Source organism: Rhodococcus koreensis (genome assembly GCF_900105905.1).
Lineage (GTDB): Bacteria > Actinomycetota > Actinomycetes > Mycobacteriales > Mycobacteriaceae > Rhodococcus_F > Rhodococcus_F koreensis.
The window spans coordinates 301,611-325,678 of sequence record NZ_FNSV01000004.1 but is presented as its reverse complement, the minus strand read 5'-3'; the positions used below and the strand labels follow the sequence as shown (position 1 = coordinate 325,678).

The window sequence follows — 24,068 nt, the reverse complement described above, 5'->3', positions numbered from 1 at the left end:
GCCGACGCGTCACGCTGATGCGGCGTCACGGTGACAACCGATGATGGTGTGGGACCAGACGCCGGAAACCCGAACCGGATTGATCAGACTGGCAAGGGGTACCGGTCGCCCCGCTGGGGCGCGCTGAATCAGCAAGCACCATCAGGGCATTCGGGCGCACCCCCTGACCTCCGAGTCGGCCCCTGCGCACACCGCTCGTGCCGTCACCACGGGATGCCGTTCTACAGCACATCCCGGCGCACCTCCCCGGTCCGCAGTCGAAAGAGTCGGTAGCTGTTGTCGACCTAACGGATTTCGGTCACAGATCCCTGGGAATCGTCATTTCAGTAAACAGGACCCGAAAGGTGCTGGCACAGTCGAACCATGGCGCTTCGTCGGCGGTCGGCCATCACTACGTGGCCCCTTGTGAGTCCATCGGTCGCGATGGCGGTGCTCGCCGTCACCTGGGGACGCGACCTCGGACCCGTGCTGGTGCTCGCGGTGGCGCTGGCGCTGATCGGCGCGGTCCTGGCGGCGGTCCATCATGCGCAGGTGCTCGCCCGCCGGGTCGGCGAGCCGTTCGGGTCCCTGATCTTTGCCGTCGCGGTCACGGTCATCCAGGTGGGGCTGATCGTGGTCCTGATGATCTCCGGTGGCCCCTCGACGGCGTCCCTCGCACGAGACACCGTCTTCGCCGCCGTGATGATCGCCCTCAACGGCATCGTCGGGCTCGCCCTGTTCGTCGGCGCAGGGCGCCATGGGGCCGTGCTGTTCAGCGCCAAGGGTACCGGCGCCGCCCTCGCAACCATCGTCTCGCTCATCACCCTTGCCCTGGTGCTGCCCACGTTCACCAGCAGCCCAACCCAGGACCGAATTCCCTTCGACCCAAATTGCTTTCGCTGCGGTGCCCCCGGCCGTCACGGAGGACCCGCCCATCGAGATCGGACAGAGTCCCGACAACCGACGGCCGCGATGGCCGGGCTGAGCGTGACCTTGCTGAAGGTGGCGTTGGGGGTTCGGGCCATTTTCGTCTCCGGCAACACTATTCGGTCTGTTTGGGATGTCCTGTGCCAGCGTACTTCAGCCACAAGGTGCGGTGCTCGATGTCCATCACGTACCAGATTCGGCCACCTGCGGTGACCTCGTACTGCCACTGCTCCATCTCAACACCGTTGTGCACCCCGGTCGCGAGCTTGCCCTTCAACCGGTGATGACGGGTGGTCGACTCCTGCGCGACCGCGCGGCGTCGCATCCCCTCGTACGCCACCAATGTGTTCGCCGGCGCCTGCCGGCACAGCTCGTCCCACCCCTTTGCCGCATCGCTCGTTGCGAACCGCAGGTCCCACAACTCTCCGGCCACCGGCGGCGCGACTCGCTCGCCCCGCTTCGGACTCACAGCTCCGGCACCGGCACAGCACCGAAGTTACCCTCGGACGGCGTCGACAGGATCCGAGCCAACTCCGGATCCGCATACACCTCCGCCGTGTGGCGCCACGTCTCGATCGTGCGGGCCGGCGGAGCCGGATTATCCAGCGACGAACCCGCCCGCAGCGACGCGATCAGCTCGTCGACGAAGTCGGCGACCTCCTCACCGAGAGGTAGCTCACCCACGGGAACGCCGCCGCGACGACCTTGCGCACCAGATCACGGTCATCCGAGTGCAGCAGGGCGTCGACCATCGCCGTCGCCGCCGCGAGCACCTCCCGCGCCTGATCCGCCCGCGCCGCCGTCATCAACACCAGATCCTCATCGTCGCGGCGCGTCACCCGCAGCGGCCGCGCTCCCGACCGCTGCCATTCCGACAGTGTCGCCTTCCCCTTGTTCTGGATATCCGAGAACGGCACCTCACCCACAGACATAACTTTCAATGTACTTTCAAAGTGTTGGGTCGGCAAGGTGGCGATGACGAGGCACCGACCACCACGTCGGCGCAACCCGACAATGGGCGGACCCGAGTCCCGCCGAGTCTGACTTGATGGATCTGCAACTCGTGGACGAGCTCAGAGTGTGTAGCGGAGGTCGCCGCAACCATCGGATGAACGCTCCGATTCTTCTAGTCTTACTGTCTGCCAATCACACTCGATCTCACCCAGGAAGGTGAACCAGTCTTTGAGGTCATGAGCATGAGCCTTGATCGTGTTCGGCGACCGCTCGATATCGGCCAGGTACCGCAGATAGCGTTCAGCCGGCGCCACGACACCGTTTTTCGTCGAGCAGAGTAAATGACACCGCGTCACTCGACGGATCCAATACTCGCATCACTCGCATCACATCTCCCACCGTCTTCGTCATGGACGACAGCGACGGTAGCCCGTCCTTGACGCAGCATGGGCCACCGAAACATCACGTGGGCTACGTGAAAGACAGCAGCGGAGCGACTAAAGATATCGACCGTTTGTGTGGGGGGATCTGACCGGTCGGCCATCTCCGCGCAGACCCGCCATTGTTCGAGCGCCGGGGCAGGGCGAGAGAATCCTACCGCCGACGCTCACCGCAGTTCCCGCGCGATCGCTCGGGCCGCGCGGCGAGCCTGCTTCGCCGCGAACCCGATCTGCGACGGCCTGGGCACGAACCCGATGAAACGCAACCTCTCGGCGGCCGGCTTTTCACCGGTGGCGTGCGGCCAACCTCGCTCGTCCAGTACGCCGAGGTGCCCGACCAGCTTTTCGAGTTCTTGGCGGAACCCGTCGCGCAGACCATCGCCTCCGGGTCGATTCGCATCCCGTCCACCAGCCACACGCTGTCCGCGTCGAGTGACTCGACTCCGCGAACGACCTCGATGGACCTGTCTCGGATCGCGGCGATGAGCTCCTTGTCGACGATCGCCGGTGCCACGCCGAGGCGGGCGCTGCGGGCGAAGATCCCCTCGTCGGGGATCGGTAATCCGAACTCGCGCAGGTCGCCGATGCTCCTCTTCCGGCCGAACCGAGCGATTGCGTCCGCGATAGGGACCGGGGCATGGTAGAGCGGCGTTGCGATGAAGTCTCCCGGTATGCCACCAGGTCCCTGGCGGAGCATGATGTTCGGCGGCGTGCGAGCCGAAAGCAGACCTTTGCGCGCTCCGTGCGAGGTCGTAGGCAATTTCCATGCCCGAGCAGCCCGTCCACCACGAGGACCCGTTTCCCGTTGTACGGCGAGGGATTCCGGTACTGCGAGGAATGAACCAGTGCACCCCGCCAGTCCCCGCGTCCGGGCCAGTCCGGGACGAAGGCTCATGATCGAAGCCGGTCGCGACCACCACCTCGCAGCGTCGACCGAACCGGCAGGGTGTCAACCGCCAGCGCCCGTCAGTTCGGTCGAGCCGTTCACCGGGCAGCCCAGGCGCAGTTCGATCCCGTCCGCGCGTGCGTGCCGCTCGAGATGCTCGATCACCTGTTCCCGCGTGGGAAAGGTCGGTGTGCCCTGCTTGTAGGGGCGGTTCGGCAGATGGGAGAATTGCCTGCCGGTGTTCAGTCGCAGCCGGTCATAACGAGAGTGCCACGACGAACCGACTTGGTCGGCTCGGTCGATCAGCAACGGGTTGATGCCACGGTCGGCGAGGGCCACCGCCGCCGCGACCCCGAGGTGCCGGCACCGACGATTGCGACTTGATGCTCGCTCATCGTGTGCTCCTTGGGTGTTGTCTTGTTTCATGCGGTTTCGGCGACAATGACGCTCATCGTGCCGGTGAGCGAGCGATGGTCGCGGTAGCGCCAGCCAGTGTCCTGCAGCCAGGCGATGCCTTCGTCGACGCTGTAGACGTCGCCGTGTTCGAGGTGGACGCGAATTCGCCCGCCATCAGGGCGGCCGCGACCGGCTGGTGTGGGTGGGGTCGGTCCAGAAGTCGGCAATCAGCAGCGTGGCGCCGGGTGCGGCGACGTCGCGAATGCGGTGTAGCAGAGCACGATTCTGCTCCGGTGACCAGTAATGCGCCAGGTTCGCGACCAGGAAGGCGTCGTATCCGGCGGGCAGCGGGTCGGCCCCTGCGTCGCCGGCGCATACGTCGATTCGCCCCTCCAGCCCGACCGACGCGATGCGGTCCTGCGCGGTCTGGGCAACCGCCGGCAGCTCGAACACGGTCGCGCTCAGTTGCGGGCAGTGGCGCGCCACCGCGATGGACCAGGAGCCGGTGCCGCGCCGATGTCGAGGAGTCGACGATTGCCGGACAGATCGACCGTGTCCGGCAGGGCGAGCGAGGGGCCGGCCGAAAACGCCTCGATACCGATCGAGGCGATGGGTTGCAGGGCGGCTTCGAGGTCGAAGATCTGGTGTTTCGGCCCGCGGGCTAGTGCGTCGGCCAGATCTTCCCACGCCGGGAAGCTGATCTTGTCCCAGAACCGCAGCAGCGGACGCAGGTCGGCGGGCGATCCGCCGGCGAGGAACGCGGCCGCCGTCTCGGTATTGACGTACTGTTCGCCTCGGCGTTCGAGCATACCCAGCGCGACCATGGCGTCGGCGCTGATCCGGGTGGCTCGGGCAGTAAGCCCGGTGCGGGCGGCCAGGCCACGCAGGTCGGTGGGGCCCTCGCCCAACGCCTCGAACAAACCGAGTTCGCTGGCGGCGAAGAGGTGTTTGGCGGCCATGAACCCGGACGCCAGCTGCATGATCGGCTCCGGGTTAGGCAGGTCGTGGTCGGTTTCGGCGGAGGTATGGGCTGTCATCGTCATGAAACCAGCGTCGTTGTTGTCGGTTCTGCGTCATATCCCTGAATCCTGGGGAATTCACCCAGATTTCTGGGGTAGGCAGCCCTAACCTGCTGCGATACACTTCGGACATGGCGCAGAGCTTGCTGCCACGCGTCCGCGATCAAATCTCGCGTGCCGTCGCCGACCAGCTGGACTGGGTGGGGTACAGCGCGCGAATGAGCGAGGCCCTGCGCACGGTGATCCCACATGACCGCTGCTGCTGGCACACCGTCGACCCGGGCACCATCCTGTTCACCGGCAGCGTGAACCGGAACGTTGGGTGTTCCGGATCCTGGTTGGCGCACTACGAATACGAGGTCGAGGACGTCGACAAGTGGGCGTTTCTTGCGCACAGTGGCCGCCTGGCGGGTGCACTCAGTCTGGATACCCACGGAGATATGTCCCGCAGTGCACGGCACCGTTCGCACGAGGCGTACGGAATCGGCGACGAGCTGCGGGTCTCCCTGGTGTCGGACGGGGTCTATTGGGGTGCAGCGGCATTCCTGCGCGATGCGGGCGCGCCGTGGTACACCGCCGAGCACGTCCGCGCAATCGCCGCGCTGGCGCCCGCGCTCGCTACCGGTCTGCGACGTTCGATGCTCCACGAGGTCGAGGTCGCCGTGACGACCGTGGACTACGGCCCCGGCGTGGTGGTCTTCGACGCCGCGGGCGACCCGGAATCGGTCTCACCCGCCGCGGAACGCTGGATCGACGAAATTGTCGAGGTCCCGGCGCCGTCGACGCCGTTCGAATCGAAGGTCGTGCAGGCCATCGCGGCCAGGGCGCGGGCGATCGAACCGGGCACCGATCCGCTGGAACTTGCCGCGCGCTCGCGGGTACGCACGCGATCCGGCGCCTGGCTGTTGCTGTACGGGACCAGGCTTTCCGGCGTCGAAGACGGACGCACTGCCGTCATCATCCAACCCGCGACGCCGCATGAGATCGCGCCCGTCATTGCCATGGCCTACGGACTGTCCCAACGCGAATGCCATCTCACTGCGCTGTGCGTCCAAGGGCGATCGACAAGGGAGATGGCGCACGCAATGTCGTTATCCGTCTACACAATTCAAGACCACATGAAGTCGATCTTCGACAAGACCGGGGTGCGCAGCCGCGGGGAACTGGTGGGGCAGATATTCCTCGAGCACTACGCGCCACGCTGGGAGCTTGCGGCATCCCCGCCATCCGGATGGTGGGCGAAGGGCATCAACTGAATTCGCCGAACTCTCAGCCGTGCGTAACTGCTTCACGGCCAATGGCGCGCCAACCAAGAAGGTGCACCGCCCGAACCATCTCTCCTTCCACGACGCTGCCGCTCACCGACAGTATGCCGTCGACCAGGAACGTGCCCCTCGCACATTCTGTCGCCGCCGCAGCGAACGGAGGTGGCCCCGATTCCCATATCTGGTTCGTCGATGAGCAATTTGTTCACACCACACGATCGACTGGGTGTGGGCATTACTGAGCAGTCGCTTCCGAGCCGATCCTCCGCGGCAATTCGCGGGTATCGGCACGTTCCTCCCCCACGGTCGATTCTCACCCGTTAACATCCACGTTCGTGACCCCGATTAGGACATTTCAGACATTCCCGGTTGCCGTGCTGCGATTCAACTACCGGTTGGTGCGCATTCCGCTGCAGCTGATCGAGGACGTCGGGGTGTCGCAGATGAACCCGGAGGCGTCGACCAGACTCGCTTACGAGCAGTTCCTGATTGGATGCGACCAGGTTGCCGCATGTTTGTTGAACGACGAGACCGCAGCCCACCGTGCGATCGCGTTGACGGCCCACACCACCCGAGTTCGTGTTGCGATCGCGCGCGAGCATCACCGCAAAGAGCGGCAGGGTATTGCGATCTTGGACGAGCAGCGGGGACGATTCGCCAGACGGCAGCGGGAGCGCCATAAGTAAAGCTGATCACACTCCCCCTGGCGCACTACTTTTGTCAATCCTTTACCTTTAGCGGCTAAGGATGAACTGGCCCCATGAGCTCGATCGGCGTCCGGCCCCAGCCCCGCTTGGGAGCAAGACGTGTGGAGTTTCTGCCGTTGCGGGAGAACAATTTTCGTGCATTCGACCGAGGCGCATGATTGGTCCGTACATCCGGGTGGAACAATCCTCGGGTATCCCGCAATCCTCCCCGCATGTCCGGCCTGCGAGTCCCAGTTGCGGCTTCGTCACGGGGTTTCACCAGACGAGGCGGTCGTCGGCGTCGGCATCGTCGGGTGCTGCGCCGTCGTTGATCGGGCCGAACCGAGCGGTGCATCCGGTTCTCGAACCTTCATCCGGTAAGGCCGATCTACAGGGAGTTGACCAACTGCAGCACCGACAACGGCACCGACGGAATACATAGCCCGGCGCTGATCGAGGCGCACCAGCCGGCAATCGGACGGCACTGCTCGAGGTGGAAGGCCGGGATCGCGGACCCGAAAGTACGGCCGCCACAAATAAGACCGTCACCGGCGAGCTCAACACCACCGCGACGTATCCGAGTGCAGCCGCGGCAATCACCCACCTCGCACGCAGGTCACGGGCGTGCAGAACGGAACCATAGTCCACCGCGCCTCCCTACCGCACCCTAGGCACGCGTGACCATGACTCCGGGAAAACCCGGCACACGGGAACCTGGGCGAACGTGAAGCCCGTCCCCAGCACTCCGTTCGGTGCGTCGCTCCGGCGGGGCGCGGAGCGGTCGTCCCGAAACCCGAGCGCCTTTACTTGCGCTTTACCTTGGATCGCGATAGCGTCCAACCAGTCGCACGACGCAGCGGCAAATCGCGATCTCGGACCTTCGAGACCGAGGCGAGAGTCCGCCCAACCGAGATTGGGCGGGTGTGCCCGTACGCGGCGCGCCGACGCCGAATCGATTTTCCGTCGGACGCCGCCACACGGGCGATGGACCCCATCGGTCAGCCATGGGCGGCCTGGACCGGTGGGGCCCATTCCGGCGTCATGAGCACCCTCCATGGCCTTGTGTGGGCCTGTCGGTAGTGGTGTCGCTGCTGATGTACGGCATGTTCGCGCTCACGACGACCGGGCGGACTCGGGACGTCTCGTCGGCGACGCGATCAGCCGCCACAGCGACCGTCGAGGAATCGGCAGTGCCGGTGACGGGCCGCAGGGCATGGGCAACCTGTCCCTCACTCCCTGATCGCCGAGTGGCGAAACACTATCGCTGGTGCGCACATCGGGCGTGTCGGCGACGGCACCGAGCCTTCAGTTGAGGGTGCCGCCGGCGGCGAGGTAGCCGTCGATGGCACGTTGCAGGCGGTCGAGGGCGGTGCCGTAGGCGGTGAAGTCCCCGGTGTGCTGGGCGGCGCGCAGGTTGGTCAGGGCGGCATTGAGTTCGAGGACCGCGCCGGTCAGCTCCTCCGGCACTGCCTGCGGCGGCACGACCTCGGGAACCGGGGTGCCGGGGCTGGTCTCGGGTGCCGGTGGGGGTGCGGTGGCGGCGTCGCCGCCGGGTGCGGTGGCGGCGCGGCCGGTACCGGGACCGAAGACCTGGTCGAGGGCTTCGGCGAGGGTGGGGGCGTACCCGACACGGACACCGCCGGTGCCGGGTTCGCGGTAGCTGACCAGCACCCGGGCCAACTGCGGGAACGTCGAGCCCTCGGCTGTGGTGGACAGCCGCTCGGTGAACAGCGGTTCGACGTAGAGGACACCGCCGTCGGCGATCGGCAAGGTGAGCAGGTTGCCGTAGTGGATGCGGTTCGACCGCTCGAGCAACGTGCGTTCGGAGGCCACCCGGGTGTCGGAGATCATCGAGTTCTGTATCTGCTGCGGACCTTGGGTCAGGGTGTCAGTCGGCAACTGCAGGATTTCGATCGTTCCGTATCCATCGGGATCCGAACGCACCGACAGGTAGGCGGAGAGGAATTCGCGGTTGAAGCCGACCATGGCGCTGGCGAGCCGGAACGACGGCTGCGTCGTCTCGGGGTCTCCGACCAGGATGTAATACGGAGGCTGTTGCCCCGTACTGTCCGAGGTCGGATCCGACGGCACCGACCAGAAGGCGTTGTTGGTGAAGAATTCCCGCGGATCGTTGACGTGGTATTTCGCCAGATGCTGGCGCTGGATCCGGAACAGGTCCTCGGGGTAGCGGAGATGAGCGCGCAGTTCGTCGGAGATCGCCTCGCCAGGTCTGACGGTGCCGGGGAACACGCTCATCCACGCGGCCAGGACCGGGTCCTCCCGGTCGATCTGGTAGAGGGTGACGGTGCCGTCGTAGGCGTCGACGGTGGCCTTGACCGAGTTGCGCACGTACGAGATCTCCTGCCGGGGCAGCGGACGCCCGGTGTCGGTGATCACCGGCTCGGTCAGCGCCCCGGACTGTGCGTAGGGGTAGTGCTCGAGGGTGGTGTAGGCGTCGACGATCCAGGTGATCCGCCCGTCGACGACGGCCGGGTAGGGGTTGGTATCGGTGGTCAGCCAGGGGGCGACGTGCTCGACCCGGGTTTTCGGGTCGCGGTTGAAGATGATCTTCGATTCGGCTCCGATGGCGCCGGAGAACAGGATGTTGCGTTCGGCGTATTGGGCGGCGAACGCCAGCCGGTTGATCCAGTTCCCGATGGGCACTCCGCCGGCGCCGGTGTAGGTGTAGGTGGAGACGTCGGTGTCGTACTCCCGCGCCGGTGCACCCGCCTCGGCACCGACGATGGCGTAGTCCGGGCCCTCGGACTGCGCGATCACCTCGCCGTAGTAGATGCGGGGTTGGTCGACCGGGATCAGTTGCTGGCCGGTCGCCTGGGACGCGAGATCGCTCACGGTGTAGATCGGGTAGCCGCTGTCGCTGCTGGCGCTCTGGCCGGAGGCGTCCCGGACGGCGGCGTTGACGCGGTTGGCGGGGGCGGCGACGAACCCGTTGCCGTGGGTGTAGACGAGGTGCCGGTTGATCCACTGGGTTTGGTTGCCGCTGAGGCTGTTCGGGGACAGCTCCCGGGCGGCGACGATGTAGTCGGCGACCTCCCCGTCGATGGTGTATCGGTCGATGTCGAGGGTCGGGGTGAAACCGTAGAAATTCTTCAATTGTTGTTGCTGGGTGAAGGTGCGGGAGAGCACGTTCGGGTCCAGAAGTCGCGCGTTGGCGATGGTGGTGACGTCGGCCGGGACGTCGCGCGGCGCCCGGGTGCCCACACCCGGATAGGCCTCGTACTGCACCCGGTCCGGGCCCAGTCCGTAGGCCTGCCGGGTCGCGGCGATGTTGCGTTCGATGTACGGGCGTTCCCGATCGGCCGCGTTCGGGCGCACCGAGAACTGTTCCATCAGCGCCGGGAAGATTCCCCCGACCAGGATCGAGGACAACACCAGTAGCGCGGTGGCCATCGCCGGAATCCGCAGATCCCGCACCACGATTGCGGCGAAGAACGCGATCGCGCACACGATCGCGATGGAGAACATGATCAGCCGCGCCGGCAGGACGGCATTGATGTCGGTGAACCCGGCCCCGGTGAAGGTGGGTTCCTTACGGCTGCCCCACAGCAACGCATACCGATCCAGCCAGTACGCGACCGCTTTCAGCGCGACGAACGACCCGGCCAGCACCGCGAGCTGGACACGCGCCGCGGCGGTGACCTCGATGGGGTTCCCGCCGCGCTTGGGGGTCACCCGGATCCCACCGAACAGGTAGTGCGCGGCGAGGCTGAGCCACAAGGCGAAGAATACCGCGACGAACAACCAGGTCAGGATCAGCCGGTAGAGCGGCAGGTCGAAGACATAGAAACCGATGTCGTGCCCGAATTCTGCGTCGGCTGTGCCGAAATCGCCACCGCGCAGGAACAGTTGCACGGTGGCCCAGTTCGCTTGCGCGTTCAGCCCGAACGGCAGAGCCAGCAGCAGTGGGATACCGATGCCGAACAACCGGGGCCGGCTCATCGCCACGGTCCGGTACTGCTCGAGCGAATCCTTGTTCGCGGCCGCGGCCGCGAACAGGGGCCGTGACCGGTAGGCCCAGATCAGGGTGCCGAACATCAGGGCACCGATGAGCAGGGTCACCGCGAGGAACAAGACCAGCCGAGTCAGCAGAATCGTGCCCCACACGGTCCGGTAGCCGACCTCACCGAACCACAACCACTCCGTATACACCGTGATCAGCCGCGGCCCGATCACCAGCAACGCCACAAAGCCCAGCAGCACCCAGATCGATCTGACCGCTCCCCGCGACAGCGGCCGCGCATCCTCCGACGGTTGCATGCTCACCTCCCGCGGACCCCCACGCCTATCGCAACGGCCGGCGACGTGTTGTGAACGGGCCGGACGACACACACAGAATGCCCGTTTCGGCCCACTCCGGGGGTGGGTGGGGCGGGTTCGACCACGGCGATCAGCGGGCAGCTCTTCGTCATCTACCTCGCCCCCCGAATCAGGTCCCTGACCTGTCGTTCCAGCGAAGCGAGTCGGTCGGCGATCGGCTGACTGTGCAGGATCTCGGCCACCTGGTCGGCCTCGTCCGGTGCCAGAGCGATCGCCCGGGCGGGAACCTCAAGATCGGAGTCGTCATAGCAGAGCATGTGCCGGGGGCCGCGGGGATCGACCAGCAGGTAGAGGTGTCCGCCGGCGCGGGCGACGACGTGGTGCAGCACGCCCTTGCCGGGTACCGTCGTCCGATCGATGGACATCGAAGCTCCCTACTGGAGATGAACCCAGTCTGTGCAGGCGATCGATGCTGTCACAATGGGGTCCGACACCCATTTACACTGGGCAACGACATGTATGGACATTTGCGATGTGCAGCGGTCAAGCTGGACCCATGAACCGTCGCGCATCGGTCGTGGACCGGTTCCGAGGACAAGCGCGAACACCTGCCGGCGCGCTGTTCTGGCGAGTATTCGTGATCAACGGGCTGGTCTTCACGGTCGGCACCCTTGCCCTCGCCCTGTCACCGGCGACAGTGTCGACGCATATCCGGCTGACCGAAATTCCGGTGCTCGTCGTGGGACTGGCCGCGATCCTCGCCGCGAACGCCCTTCTGCTGCGGTCGAGCCTCGCACCGCTCGACCAACTCGCCAGTTCCATGGGCCGGGTGGACCCCCCACGCCGCAGTGACCGGATCGACGACCGAGGCACGGGCGACCTACGGCATCTCATCGCCTCGTTCAACGCCATGCTGGACCGGCTCGAGACCGAGCGAACCTCGGCGAGCGGGTCGGCCCTCGCCGCCCAGGAAGCCGAACGAGCGCGGATCGCGCGCGAGCTGCACGACGAGATCGGCCAAAGCCTCACCGTCGCACTGCTTGCGCTCAAACGTGCCGTCGACAAAGCGCCGACGGGACTTCGCGGGGACCTGCACCACGCCCAGGATGCCGTGCGCGGCAGCCTCGACGAGGTCAGTGGCATCGCCCGTCGGCTGCGACCCGACGTTCTCGAGGACCTCGGCCTGCACAGCGCGCTCAACGCCCTGTGCAGCGAATTCACCCAGGCGACCGGCGTCGACGTCGTCAAACACCTCGACGCCCACCTCGCCCGGCTGGACCCGAACATCGAACTCGTCTGTTACCGCGTCGCACAAGAAGCGCTGACCAACGTCGCTCGCCACGCCGGCGCCGACAAGGTTCGGGTGGACCTCCATGCCACCGACGAACACCTGACGCTGCGCATCGCCGACGACGGCAAGGGCGGAGTGGTCACTGCCGGTGCCGGTATCACCGGAATGCGCGAACGCGCCCTGCTGGTCGACGCCACCCTCACCATCGACTCGTCGTCCAGCGAGGGGACGCAGATCCGGCTGATCGTCCCGGTCCACGTGCAATCGAGGCCACGATGACCAGGCAACCTGCCCGCATTCTGCTCGCCGACGACCACGCGATGGTGCGCAGCGGCCTGCGGATGATCCTCGACGCCGAGCCCGACCTGCAGGTGGTCGCCGAGGCAGCCAACGGATACGAGGCGATCGATGCACTCGCCCACACCCCGACGGACCTGGCGATCCTCGACATCGCGATGCCGCGGATGACCGGGCTGCAAGCGGCCCGCGAAATCACCCGGTCCCATCCCCACGTGAGGATCCTGATCCTGTCGATGTACGACAACGAGCAATACTTCTTCGAGGCCCTCAAAGCCGGCGCCTCCGGCTACGTCCTCAAATCCGTCGCCGACCGCGACCTGCTCGAAGCATGCCGGGCAACCCTGCGGGGCGAACCCTTCCTCTACGCCGGCGCGGTCACCGCCCTCATCCGCGACTACCTGCACCGAGCCCGGCACGGAGAATCATTACCGAGCACCATCCTCACCCCCCGCGAAGAGGAAATACTGAAACTGATCGCCGAAGGCGACACCACCCGAGAAATCGGGAACACCTTGAGTATCAGCGCCAAAACGGTCGACCGGCACCGCGCAAACATCCTGAAGAAACTCGGACTACGAGACAGACTCGCCCTGACCCGATACGCAATCCGTTCCGGACTGATCGAGCCGTAATCGTCGTACTCCCCGCCCACCGCGGAGACCCTTCTCAGACCATGGTGTAGACGCGAGCTGGGACGTCTACATGGATTTAGTTGCCGTACCTTTGTGTGTGCCGGGGATTCTCGTTCAGTCAGGTGGCGGCGGTCGGCGAGCGGATCGATCGGTTTGTGACTCCGGTCGACCTTTTCTCGGTGTCCCGTGCCCCGGCGGATGACCGCCGAATTCCACCTATTCCCCGGTTCCGCTGGAATCGAACCGGCGTCGATGGGTGAGCGCAGCCATTCCCTGCACCGCAGGCCGTGAACCTGCTGCTACATGTCGTCCACCCCGATAAGTGGGTGTCGGACCCGATTGTGCCGGCGCGGGTGCCGGGCAACGATTGACCCGCCCCCGCACGAGCCACTGTCATCGGCCGCCGCCGCACATGTCGGCGCGGCCCTCACCCCTTTTCGAACCTCCTGTGCGCCAGTCGCTCGAGACCCCCAACGCGACGATGGCCGTGGCATCACGCCCGTCAGACGAGACGACGACGGACCGGACTCGAGGACGGACCGGTGCAGCCGAACTGCTGGTCCTGGAGGACTTGGAAATTCGTGCCGCCGGTGCGCGGCCGGATGTTTCGCCAACACGAGTGTACGGAGCGGGTTCAGGTAGCCGATGATCATGGTGTCCTCGAAGCTGGGAAGCAGGCCGCCGCCGCGGCCCAACCTGATCCGGCGGTGCGGACACAGATCGTAGTCGCCCCACTGGTGTGGGTCGCGCTGCTCGACGCCCCCACACCGGCGTTCCCCGACCCACCACCTCGCTGCAGGTTGCATCACCTCGCGTGTCCGCCGGAGTGGCCGGTGTCATACCGGATCCAGGGCCGCGGACTCGTGGCCCCGGGGTACCGGTGCGCCGTGCGCGCCTCCGCTGTCCTGATTCCACAGAATCACCTCGCCGCCCTTTTCGATTCCGGCAGCTCCGATCGGCCGCTGGGCGACGATCACTCCGACGGTCGGCGCCCCGGCGCCTTTCGGCCCGACCGGGATCAGTCCCGCCCCGCGCACAATGGCGCAGGCATCGTCCGCGCCGAAGCCGACCACATCGGGCACCTCGCGCACCTCGCGCACCGGACCGCCCTTCCGCATAACCCGATTGTAAGCCTCCAGGTTGCCCGCCAGCCCGGGGCTGGAGCGGTCGCGTCGCGCATCGGCACCCGTACCGTCGGCGGCGGAACCGCCGGTGCGATGATCGCGTACCTGTCCTTGATCCTGGGCGAGTTGATTCCCAAACATATTGCGCTGCACCGCTCCAGTGACGTGTCCCTGCTCACTACTCCGACCCTGGGCCGGTTCGCCACGGTGGTGCGCCCGGTGATCTGACTGCTGTCGGCCTCGACCGACCTGTTGGTGCGCCTGCTCGGTGAGGACCCGAAAGCGACAATCGAAGCGACCAGACACATTACGGAGCGGGCCGCAACGGTATTGCTGGGCACCGATGCGACCACGGTCCTCGAAACAGGCCCGCGGTAACATCCGAGAGGGATGGCCTCGGAAAAACCTTGTGGGCCTGCGCTTATGCGGGCGTTTTCAGCGGTGGTCACCGGTGGGACGGAGCAGGGCAGCTCGGTGCCCGGTGAGGCGTTCGATGTCGAAGACGAGGTACCCCTCGTCGGGGCCCTCGGTCCAGGGCGCGCGGGTGGGGTCGTCGAATCCGTGGAGGCCGTCGGTGCCGATCACCAACCGGGATCGCCCGATGGCGAGGACCGTCCAGCCGGTGCGCGTCACCGACGCGATGGCCCCGGCTTCGAGGGCTACGACGGTGGCGTCGAAACGGTCGAACCATTGATGTCCTCCGGTAGGGATGACGATCTGCCCGTCCGGGGCGGCGAAGGTCACCGGCCACACGGCCGGCAGGGCATTGTCAGTGTAGATCAGCCGCCCGGCGGCCACGGACCGCAACAGACTCAGGCACTCCCCCGTCCGGAGCGCCCCGTTGATCGGGGCGCTCGCTGGCTCCAGGTGAGAGTCCATGGTGTCCTGTTCATCGGTGCGCGTTCCGACCCCTCCAGCATTGTCGGCGGCACCGCGGACGGGCAGGGGACAAAGTCATCACCTTCATACTGTTTACGCCGACCGTGGGCGAGTCGAATGGATGCAAACCCCAACCCGCGTGCATCGAGCGCACCCGACCGGACAGCGTTCCCGTGGGCGGTGCTCGGGCCCTCAAGGCGGGCAGGTCGTGGGCACACATTGCGACGCAAATCGAGGTTGCACCCCCTGCCACCAGCGACCACCTCGCTCTGACGGATCGGGACTGGCGGGAGGCATTCGTCGCCCACCAGAATGCCCGGGCAGCACGGCTTGATGACCATACCGGGACCCGGTGGTCGTAGACGAGGCACCGTCACAAGTCGGCGACGACCGCGCATCGCCGGATGCCGGTTGAGGACTGCAGCTGCACGTGGGCGCCAGAGAGTGATACCAGCGGATTTCGGTCACAGATCCCTGGGAATCGCCATTCCGGCGCCCGGGACCCGAAAGGTGCTGGCACAGTCGAACCATGGCGCTTCGTCGGCGGTCGGCCATCACTACGTGGCCCCTTGTGAGTCCATCGGTCGCGATGGCGGTGCTCGCCGTCACCTGGGGACGCGACCTCGGACCCGTGCTGGTGCTCGCGGTGGCGCTGGCGCTGATCGGCGCGGTCCTGGCGGCGGTCCATCATGCGCAGGTGCTCGCCCGCCGGGTCGGCGAGCCGTTCGGGTCCCTGATCTTTGCCGTCGCGGTCACGGTCATCCAGGTGGGGCTGATCGTGGTCCTGATGATCTCCGGTGGCCCCTCGACGGCGTCCCTCGCACGAGACACCGTCTTCGCCGCCGTGATGATCACCCTCAACGGCATCGTCGGGCTCGCCCTGTTCGTCGGCGCAGGGCGCCATGGGGCCGTGCTGTTCAGCGCCAAGGGTACCGGCGCCGCCCTCGCAACCATCGTCTCGCTCATCACCCTTGCCCTGGTGCTGCCCACGTTCACCAGCAGCCCACCCAGTACCCAATTCCCCCCGACCCAACTCGCTTTCGCCGCGGTGGCCTCGCTCCTGCTGTACGAGATGTTCGCCCTGACCCAGACCGGATCCCATCGCCATGTCTTCCCCGCGGCCGTCGCGGAGAATCCGCCCACCGAGATCGGACGGAGTCCCCGACGACCGTCGGCTGCGATGGCCGGGCTGAGCCTGATCCTGCTGGTGGTGGCGTGGGGCGCGGTCGTGGGGTTGGCGAAGGTCGGGGCCCGCGGGATCGAGGGCGCAGTCAGGGACGGCGCACTGCCGCAATCACTGGTCGGCGTCGTCATCGCCCTCCTCGTGCTGGCGCCGAACACCCTCACCGCCGTGCGGGCAGCACAAAGAAACCAGGTTCAGGCCAGCCTGAATCTGGCACTCGGATCGGCGATGGCCAGCATCGGATTGACCATTCCCGCGGTCGCGGTCGCCTCGATCTGGCTGGACGGACCGCTCCTGCTCGGCCTCGGCCCGACGCAACTCGTGCTCCTCGCCCTCACCGTGGTGGTGGCTGTCCTGACGGTGGTCCCCGGCCGCGCTACCCGGCTACACGGCGGACTTCACCTGGCGCTGCTCACTGCCTATGTGGTCCTGTGCATTCACCCGTATCCGGGATCGGAGGTGCCGATGTGATGGAATTCGGCGGCCCGACCGCCGGCCTGCGCCGACGGCGTGCCGGTGAATCGAGGTAAGTGTGCTGGGACCCGGCGGGCGAACCCGCCCGTCGTTTCGGGTCGGAGGGTGGGAGCTTCACCGTCCGGCCGCGGGCGTCACGCGGAGCACCTGGTCACCGTCGCCGTTGTCGGTGGTGACGAGCAGCGACCCGTCGGGCTGGGCGGCGACCGTGCGGATGCGGCCGTATTTGCCGGCCAGTTCGGGTGGCGCGGCCTCGGCAACGACATGCGCACCGGTGGGGTCGAGTCGCAGAAACAGCACCTTGCGGCCTTTCTGGACGCCGACAGCGAGGGCTCCGTCCCAGTCCCCCCACTGCGCGCCGGTGACGAATGTGCCGCTGGCGGTGGCGATGGTGGCGGGTCCGGAACTCCAGACCGCCTCGATCGCCTCGGGTATGCGGTCGAGGTCGGTCATCGGCACGGATTCGTCGTAGAACCCGTCGCCGGTGTCCGGTTTCCATCCGTAGTTGCCGCCGGCGACGAGTCGGTTCACCTCGTCGTCGCGGTGGGTGCCCTGCTCGACGGAGTAGATGTCCCCGGTGCCCGGGCGCACTGTCAGCCCTTGGACGTTGCGGTGCCCGAGGGTGTAGACGGCGCTGTCGGGGAAGGGGTTGTCCGCCGGGGGTGACCCGGTGGCCGCGTCGATCCGTAACACCTTGCCGCCCAAGGAGTGGAGATCTTGTGGCGCCGCCGCTTGGGTGGCGTCTCCCGTGGAGATCCACAGCGTCCCGTCCTGGTGCGGGAGGAGTCGGCAGCCGCCGTGCCGGCCGCGGTCGCTGAGCTGCAGGCCGTCGATCAGCACGCCGGTGGGCGTCAGGGCGGTCCACTGGGCGTCTGCGGTCCACGATTGCACCCGGATGTCGGTGACCTCGCCCGCCGCATGGGTATGGCAGGTGTAGAGGGTGCGGGTGGTATCGAAGTCGGTGGCGAGGGCGATGCCCATCAGGCCCAGTTCGTGGTGGACGACGAGGTCGGGCAGATCCGCCGCCAGCACGGCGGTGGAGCCGTCCGGGTGTTTGACGACGAAGCGTCCGGAGCGCTCGCCGGTCAGCAGGGTGCCGTCCGGCGCGGCGACCACGTCCCAGGGGTGGTCGAGATCGTCGATTTCGGTGACGACGTCCAGTGCTGGAAGGGCGAGCGCACCGTCCGGTGCGGGTGCGCCGCATGCTGTCGCGGCCGTGCAGCAGGCAGCGCTCACCGCCGCCACCCACAACAGATGCCGATGTGGGTGTGTCGTCATGAGCGGTGTTCCCTTCCGTGCGGGACGAGTCTCCAGTCGGCATGAAGGCGACACGACCAGCGGGCTGCAGGCGTAAATCGTTGATGCACTGCGGAATCGGAAAGCCCATGTAGGTGCTTCATTGCGTCACCCAGCGTGGGCGGTAGTGTGCCGGCGTCGCCGACGGATCACCCACTTTTCGGCCTCGGCGACGAAGAACACCACGAGTCCCACGCCGAGGACCTTGACCCATTCGGTCGCCGTGAGCCCGGACGAGCCGAAGATTGCCTGCATGAACGGGGCGTAGGTGAACAGCACCTGCAGCACGATGCACGCGGTGATCGCGCCGAGCACGTATCTGTTGCCGAACAGCCCTTCCCGGTTCAGAACCGATGCTCTGATGTGCCGGCTGTTGATCAGGTAGAACATCTCGGTCACCACGATCGCATTGACCGCGATGGTGCGGGCCACCTCGACGGTGGTGCCGGATTCGAGTTCCCACAGGAACAACCCGAGCGCACCGGACATCATGAGCACCGACACCAGGGCCACCCGCCAGACAAAGAACCCGGACAGCAGCGACTCGGTCGGGGGGCGGGGCGGACGCCGCATCACGGAGGGTTCGGTGGGCTCGAACGCCAACGCCAACCCGAGCGTGCTGACCGTGGCCAGGTTGATCCACAACACCTGCGCCGGCGTCAGCGGCAACGTCAGTTGGAACAGGATCGCCGCGATCACCACCAACGCTTCGCCGCCGTTGGTGGGCAGCATGAACAGCACGAACTTCTTGAGGTTGTCGTAGACGCCGCGTCCTTCGCGGACCGCGGCGGCGATCGTCGCGAAGTTGTCGTCGACCAGCACCATGTCCGAGGCCTCCTTGGCGGCCTCGGTGCCGGTGCGGCCCATCGCCACCCCGACGTCGGCGCGGGTCAGGGCCGGGGAGTCGTTGACCCCGTCCCCGGTCATGGCGACGACCTGTCCACCGTCTTGGAGGGCCCGCACCAATCGCAGCTTGTGTTCGGGGCTGGCGCGGGCGAAGACGTCGGTCTCGGCGACGACGCGGCGCAGTGCCGGGTCATCGAGTTCGTCGATCTGCGCACCGGTCACGGGCCGCGTACCGGTGCCGAGGCCCATTTGCGCCCCGATCTCCGCGGCGGTGTCGGCGTGGTCGCCGGTGATCATCTTGACGGTGATGCCGGCCCGGTGGCAGTCCCGCACCGCGTCGATCGCTTCCTGCCGCGGGGGGTCGATGATTCCCACCAGCGCAAGCAGGGTGAATCCGTCCTCGGCGTCGGCGGCGTCGAGGATGCCGTCCGTGGAGGGGCGGTCCCGGTAGGCGAGGGCCAGAACCCGCAGTCCCTGCGCCGCGGTCTCGGTGGCGCGCCGCGGCCAGTGGGTGTGGTCGATGCGGACCGCTTCGCCGGCGTCGAGGTGATGCGTGCACGCCGCGAGGACCCGCTCGGGGGCGCCCTTGAGGTAGATCCGCTCATCCCCCGCGGTGTCGCCGGGATGCAGGGTTGCCATGAAGCGCCGCTCGGATTCGAACGGAACCGCGTCGAGCCGGGGCCACGACGCGTCCGCGGCCGCCCGGGACAGCCCGGCCTTGACACCGAGGACCAGCAGCGCAGCCTCGGTCGGGTCGCCGTCGATTTCCCACACGTCGTCGGCCTCATAGAGCGTGGCGTCGTTGCACAGCACTCCGGCCCGCACTGCCACCTGCAGGGCCGGGTCGGTGTCCGGGTCGATGACGACCCCGTCGTCTTCGGTGAGGTTGCCGACCGGGGCGTATCCGACCCCGCCGACGTCGATGGTGCGGTGCGCGATGACCACCTTCTGCACGGTCATCTCGTTGCGGGTCAGTGTGCCGGTCTTGTCCGAGCAGATCACCGTCACCGACCCGAGGGTCTCCACCGCCGGCAGCCGGCGGATCACCGCGTTGCGCCGCGCCATCCGCAGCACGCCCAGCGACAGGGTCACCGTCATGATCGCGGGCAGCCCTTCGGGGATGGCGGAGGCGGCGAGAGCGACGACGAGAGTGAACATCTCGGAGGGTGATTCGCCGCGCCAGACGATCCCGAGGAGGAATGTGCCCGCGGCGGCGGTGAGGATCACGACGGCCAGCCACCGGCCGAACCGGTCGATCTGCCGCAACAGCGGGGTGGTGGTCTTGGCGATGCCCGCAAGCAGCGCATTGATCCGGCCCAGTTCGGTGCCCGCCCCGGTGGCGGTGATGACGCCGTCGCCTTGTCCGAATACGGCCACCGTGCCGGCGTAGGCGGTGGATCGGCGGTCGGCCAGTTCGGTGTCGCGGTCCACCGGGTTCGAGGTCTTGTCGACGGGCACTGACTCCCCGGTGAGCGCGGCCTCGTCGATGCGGAGTTCGCGCACCCGGATCAACCGCACATCGGCCGGCACCCGGTCCCCCGAGACCAGGCGGACCACATCCCCGGGAACGAGGTCGGCGGCGAGGATCTCCACGATCCGCCCGTCCCGGTGCACACGAGCCCGGGGAGAGAGCATTGCGCGGATCGACTCGAGCGCGGATTCGGCTCGTCCCTCCTGGATGAAGCCGAGGATCGCGTTGATCACCACCGCCCCGAGCAGTACGGCAGTGTCCACCCAGTGTGCGAGGAATGCGGTGATTGCCGCGGCAGTCATCATGACGTACAGCAGCACGTTGTGGAACTGCCGCAGCAGCCGCCACCACCACCGGTCACTGCGCCCGGCAGGCAGCGTGTTGGGGCCGTGGACGGCCAAGCGCCGGGCGGCTTCCTCCGAGGTCAGACCGGTTGGTGTCGAATCGAGCAGGTCCAGCGTCCCCGGCGCTTCCAACGCATGCCATGGGGGATCCATTGCCTGCACCTCATTTTCGGTGGGGTGACCCGTCGCATACCGGCTCCTCAGGCCAGTCCTGTTGCGCTGCTGCATCTATCACGGATTCATGGGCGGAACCGCGGTTGCGGCCTCGCGTCGAATCCCTGTGACTCTCACACCGCTGGTGGGGTTGTGCAACGCTCCTGTGGGTGACTGGCCCGGGCTGATCGGCGACCGCTCGCGGGTGGACGGGTTCATCGTCACCCACACGAACGCACCGGCACAATCGGGTCCGACACCCATTTCTCGGGGTGCCGAACATGTAGCAGGGTTGACGACGGCACCCGCGATCCGGCGCAAAGGGGTGCCCCCACCGATTGACGCCGGGTTGACTCCAACGCAAGGCTGACCATAGAGGAAGCCGACGGTCACCCGAAGGGACCGGAGACGCGGGGCGCGGGCCGATGGACAGATCCTCAGCTCACACTGTGACCCCGTGCGGCCGAGCGATCACCCGTCTGCAGGGGGCACAGTGAACACGGCCCGGTTCCGGTACGACCCAGCCTGAAACGGGTGACAGGAGTGCGATGAAGACCAGGGCCATCGAGATCCACGACCTGCAACCCTGGTGGGTGACGGCCGCATTCGTCTGCGGATGTGTCGCGGTGCTCCTGATCTCGCCGATCCGTGTTCTCGTTGCCGCGACTCTCATCACCTTCGCCGGACTCCTCGCCTTCCACACCAACCGGTTCCGCCGCGCCCGTGCACGGGCAGCATCCTTCAGCGCCGGTTTAGCGATTCCTGCACTACCCCTGTCCGTACTCCACTTGGTCGACTCACTCTGACCAGCCGAACCAATCCTTACAGGAACCGTCGCCGGCTCGCCCGCGCAGCGGGTGCGTCCCCTTTCCGCCGGCGCCGACCACCAAGCCCTAATGTCCGATTTGCCCGATTTGACTACACTGAAGGTCACCGCAGATCCACATCGCCTCCGAGGTGAAAGGACCATGGGTCACCGTCACAGACCCCGGCCGCTTCGAGGTAGGCGGCTGCGATGAACGACACGGTAGCCAATGCCGGACTGGTGCTGTTCTTCGTGCTGGTCGGCGGCGTGTTCGCGGCCACCGAGATCGCGTTGGTGTCGCTGCGCGAGGGCCAGATCCGGCGCCTCGAGCGCCGCGGTGGCCGCGGGATGCGGACCGCCGCCCTGGCCCGCGACCCGAACCGGTTCCTGTCCGCGGTGCAGATCGGCGTCACGGTGGCAGGGTTCCTGTCGGCCGCCTACGGCGCCTCCACCATCGCGCCCGCCCTGGCGCCGACCCTGGAGTCGTGGGGGATGCCGACCGGGCCTGCCTCGGCCACCGCGCTGGTCGGCACCACCCTGACGATCGCCTACCTGTCCCTGATCCTCGGCGAACTTGCCCCCAAACGCATTGCCCTGCAACGTGCGACCGGAGTCTCGCTGCTGACCGCGCCCGCGCTGGACCGCTTCGCCTCGGTGATGCGTCCGGTCATCTGGTTGCTGTCGGCCTCCACCGACCTGCTGGTCCGCATCCTGGGCGGCGACCCGAGGACCACGAACGAGGCGATCACCCACGACGAGTTGCGCGACCTCGTCATCGGGCATACCGCAATCGCCGAGAACGAGCGCCGCATCCACTCGGAGGTCTTCGACGCCGGCCAACGCTCCCTGTCCGAGGTCATGCGCCCGCGGACCGACGTCCGGTTCCTGTCCGCCGACACCCCGGTGGCACAGGCCGGGCGGCAGGCGCTCGAGTGGGGACACAGCCGATACCCCGTCATCGGGTCGTCCTTCGACGACGTCGTCGGATTCGTCCACCTCCGTGACCTGCTCCGCGCCGACCAGTCCGAGGTCATCACCGTGGCCGACGTGTGTCGGCCGGTCCTGCAACTGCCCGCCTCGAAACCGGCGCTGGCAGCACTGGCGGACATGCGGCAGAACAATCGTCAGATGACGATCGTCGTCGACGAATACGGCGGCACCGCAGGCATTGCCACCCTCGAGGACATTGTGGAAGAAATCGTCGGCGAGATCGGCGACGAGTACGACAACCCCACCGCCGCCGAACCGTCACCGCTGCCGCCTCACCGGCCCGTCGACGGGCTACTGATCGTCGAAGATTTCGAGGAGGCGACCGGCATCGCGCTGCCCGACGGCCCCTACGAGACGGTCGCCGGCTTCCTGCTCCACCGACTCCAGCGCGTCCCCCAGCTCGGTGACAGCATCACCTTCGACGGCCACATTCTCACCGTCAGCGCCCTCGACGGTCGCCGGATCTCCCGCATCCGGGTCACCACCGGGCATCGGATCCGCGGCGCACCGCCACCGGCCGTGCCGCGCTCGACCACAATCAGGGCTGATCAGGCGATCCGGGCTCGCGGCGACGGCCCGGGAAGATACTCCCACGATGAGCCCAACGCGCATGGGCGCGGGGCGAGATGGCAGCCGAACACCGTCACCTCGTAGGAAGTGAAGGTGGGTGCTGGAATCGACAGCCTCCAATGCCGAGCCTGCCGTCCTTGCCAGTGATCGTCGACCATCCGCTTCGCTCCCCGGAACCGACGTGCTGCTGCACGTCGTTACCTCGTCTCCGCGCTCAGGCAATCCTCGCCTGCGCCGACTGCGCACGACAGAACGGCAGAAACCGATTTCGTCATGTCCGGTCCGCGCGGACGGGGTCGTCGAACACCGGTTCCACAGTTGGGGCAGACGTGACTCCACACAGAGCTACGTCGCTGTGCGGAGTGACGGAACCCCGCTCGCCGCAATGAACCGGTCCGAATCTGAGATGGGTTGCCCACCAGCATGGGCGACAGAAGCCGTCTGGATCTAGAACGAACGCGGCAAGCTGACAATGGCCGGCGGTAGATCTCGGTGCTGTCGCAAACGTTGCGGAAGTGGACGGCACAGACCCCGATGGACCTGCGCGCGTTCGCGGTGCGCTCGGACACCAAGGTGTCCCGCTCGGTCGAGGCCGTGGTGCATTTACGATGTCGCGATCCCGGTCACCACCGATCCGGTCAAGCTCGCTGCGGAGATGGGGCACCGCAAACGCGCCAGGGGCTTGGTGGTCGTGTTCACCACCTACGGCTCCCTCCCCGTGGTCGCGGCCGCGGCCGCGCAGAAGATCGGGGTGGATTGTTCGACCTGGCGATCTGTGACAAGGGCATACTGCACCACTGGGGTGACGCTGTTCGGGGAGGACGAGTCGGACTTCGTCCGTCCATGACGCTGACTACCTGCACGCGGACCGCTGTCCCGT

The 24,068-nt window shown here is 66.9% G+C and carries 18 protein-coding genes and 3 pseudogenes; 10 read left to right on the top strand and 11 right to left on the bottom strand.

Annotated features, from left to right (window positions below):
- Nucleotides 1-363 precede the first annotated feature (363 nt).
- Nucleotides 364-837: pseudogene (locus BLV94_RS04200) on the top strand (calcium:cation antiporter); the annotation flags it as partial.
- A 534-nt stretch (nt 838-1,371) separates the two neighbouring features.
- Here the strand turns inward: BLV94_RS04200 and BLV94_RS50415 are convergent.
- The 6 genes and pseudogenes from BLV94_RS50415 to BLV94_RS51720 all read right to left on the bottom strand — a co-directional run bounded on the left by BLV94_RS50415 (nt 1,372) and on the right by BLV94_RS51720 (nt 4,625).
- Nucleotides 1,372-1,590, bottom strand: coding sequence for a hypothetical protein (locus BLV94_RS50415; RefSeq protein ID WP_244163485.1), 219 nt, complete (start codon nt 1,588-1,590; stop codon nt 1,372-1,374).
- Entirely contained in the window at nt 1,539-1,838 is a 300-nt protein-coding gene (locus BLV94_RS50410; RefSeq protein ID WP_244163484.1) for a hypothetical protein, read from the bottom strand. The genes BLV94_RS50415 and BLV94_RS50410 overlap by 52 nt, the downstream gene beginning before the upstream one ends.
- A gap of 141 nt (nt 1,839-1,979) precedes the next feature.
- Nucleotides 1,980-2,174: a site-specific integrase gene (locus tag BLV94_RS50405; RefSeq protein WP_307718331.1), complete on the bottom strand. Its 195-nt coding sequence runs from the start codon at nt 2,172-2,174 to the stop codon at nt 1,980-1,982.
- 293 nt (nt 2,175-2,467) lie between these two features.
- Complete coding sequence (locus tag BLV94_RS51995) at nt 2,468-2,716, bottom strand: hypothetical protein (RefSeq protein WP_425272486.1); 249 nt, start codon at nt 2,714-2,716, stop codon at nt 2,468-2,470.
- A 533-nt stretch (nt 2,717-3,249) separates the two neighbouring features.
- Nucleotides 3,250-3,525: a hypothetical protein gene (locus BLV94_RS51990; RefSeq protein ID WP_425272485.1), complete on the bottom strand. Its 276-nt coding sequence runs from the start codon at nt 3,523-3,525 to the stop codon at nt 3,250-3,252.
- Nucleotides 3,526-3,608: 83 nt separating this feature from the next.
- Nucleotides 3,609-4,625 (bottom strand): annotated as a pseudogene (locus BLV94_RS51720) (methyltransferase).
- 107 nt (nt 4,626-4,732) lie between these two features.
- Here BLV94_RS51720 and BLV94_RS04170 point away from each other — a divergent pair.
- Nucleotides 4,733-5,857: a helix-turn-helix transcriptional regulator gene (locus BLV94_RS04170; RefSeq protein WP_072950259.1), complete on the top strand. Its 1,125-nt coding sequence runs from the start codon at nt 4,733-4,735 to the stop codon at nt 5,855-5,857.
- 344 nt (nt 5,858-6,201) lie between these two features.
- Complete coding sequence (locus tag BLV94_RS04160; RefSeq protein ID WP_167372111.1) at nt 6,202-6,552, top strand: hypothetical protein; 351 nt, start codon at nt 6,202-6,204, stop codon at nt 6,550-6,552.
- Between the two features lie 1,305 nt (nt 6,553-7,857).
- On the opposite strand, the gene BLV94_RS04155 is transcribed toward BLV94_RS04160, so the two are convergent.
- Nucleotides 7,858-10,830 carry a UPF0182 family protein gene (locus tag BLV94_RS04155; RefSeq protein WP_174705582.1) on the bottom strand — a complete coding sequence of 991 codons (2,973 nt, stop codon included), beginning with the start codon at nt 10,828-10,830 and terminating at the stop codon, nt 7,858-7,860.
- Between the two features lie 152 nt (nt 10,831-10,982).
- Complete coding sequence (locus BLV94_RS04150) at nt 10,983-11,255, bottom strand: cation:proton antiporter regulatory subunit (protein WP_072950254.1); 273 nt, start codon at nt 11,253-11,255, stop codon at nt 10,983-10,985.
- A 131-nt stretch (nt 11,256-11,386) separates the two neighbouring features.
- Between BLV94_RS04150 and BLV94_RS04145 the strand changes: the two genes are divergently transcribed.
- The 3 genes from BLV94_RS04145 to BLV94_RS51985 all read left to right on the top strand — a co-directional run bounded on the left by BLV94_RS04145 (nt 11,387) and on the right by BLV94_RS51985 (nt 14,405).
- On the top strand, nt 11,387-12,400 hold the full coding sequence (locus BLV94_RS04145; protein ID WP_072950251.1) for a HAMP domain-containing sensor histidine kinase: 1,014 nt from the start codon (nt 11,387-11,389) through the stop codon (nt 12,398-12,400).
- Nucleotides 12,397-13,053, top strand: coding sequence for a response regulator (locus BLV94_RS04140; RefSeq protein ID WP_072950248.1), 657 nt, complete (start codon nt 12,397-12,399; stop codon nt 13,051-13,053). The genes BLV94_RS04145 and BLV94_RS04140 overlap by 4 nt, the downstream gene beginning before the upstream one ends.
- 707 nt (nt 13,054-13,760) lie before the next feature.
- Nucleotides 13,761-14,405 carry a CNNM domain-containing protein gene (locus BLV94_RS51985; RefSeq protein WP_143051331.1) on the top strand — a complete coding sequence of 215 codons (645 nt, stop codon included), beginning with the start codon at nt 13,761-13,763 and terminating at the stop codon, nt 14,403-14,405.
- Nucleotides 14,406-14,612: 207 nt separating this feature from the next.
- Here the strand turns inward: BLV94_RS51985 and BLV94_RS04130 are convergent, their stop codons facing one another.
- Nucleotides 14,613-15,056 carry a pyridoxamine 5'-phosphate oxidase family protein gene (locus tag BLV94_RS04130; RefSeq protein ID WP_072950242.1) on the bottom strand — a complete coding sequence of 148 codons (444 nt, stop codon included), beginning with the start codon at nt 15,054-15,056 and terminating at the stop codon, nt 14,613-14,615.
- Between the two features lie 529 nt (nt 15,057-15,585).
- Between BLV94_RS04130 and BLV94_RS04120 the strand changes: the two genes are divergently transcribed.
- Nucleotides 15,586-16,710 carry a calcium:cation antiporter gene (locus BLV94_RS04120; RefSeq protein ID WP_072950240.1) on the top strand — a complete coding sequence of 375 codons (1,125 nt, stop codon included), beginning with the start codon at nt 15,586-15,588 and terminating at the stop codon, nt 16,708-16,710.
- Nucleotides 16,711-16,827: 117 nt separating this feature from the next.
- Here the strand turns inward: BLV94_RS04120 and BLV94_RS04115 are convergent, their stop codons facing one another.
- Nucleotides 16,828-17,991 carry a PQQ-dependent sugar dehydrogenase gene (locus BLV94_RS04115; RefSeq protein WP_072950237.1) on the bottom strand — a complete coding sequence of 388 codons (1,164 nt, stop codon included), beginning with the start codon at nt 17,989-17,991 and terminating at the stop codon, nt 16,828-16,830.
- Between the two features lie 126 nt (nt 17,992-18,117).
- The gene (locus BLV94_RS04110) at nt 18,118-20,823 is read right to left on the bottom strand and encodes a cation-transporting P-type ATPase (protein WP_074933580.1); all 2,706 of its coding nucleotides are present in this window, start codon (nt 20,821-20,823) and stop codon (nt 18,118-18,120) included.
- A gap of 548 nt (nt 20,824-21,371) precedes the next feature.
- Between BLV94_RS04110 and BLV94_RS04105 the strand changes: the two genes are divergently transcribed.
- From BLV94_RS04105 to BLV94_RS50390, 3 genes and pseudogenes are all read left to right on the top strand, one after another.
- Complete coding sequence (locus tag BLV94_RS04105; protein WP_072949404.1) at nt 21,372-21,629, top strand: hypothetical protein; 258 nt, start codon at nt 21,372-21,374, stop codon at nt 21,627-21,629.
- A gap of 209 nt (nt 21,630-21,838) precedes the next feature.
- The gene (locus BLV94_RS04100) at nt 21,839-23,272 is read left to right on the top strand and encodes a hemolysin family protein (RefSeq protein ID WP_143051329.1); all 1,434 of its coding nucleotides are present in this window, start codon (nt 21,839-21,841) and stop codon (nt 23,270-23,272) included.
- 402 nt (nt 23,273-23,674) lie between these two features.
- Nucleotides 23,675-24,060 (top strand): annotated as a pseudogene (locus BLV94_RS50390) (hypothetical protein); the annotation flags it as partial.
- Between the last annotated feature and the right edge of the window lie 8 nt (nt 24,061-24,068).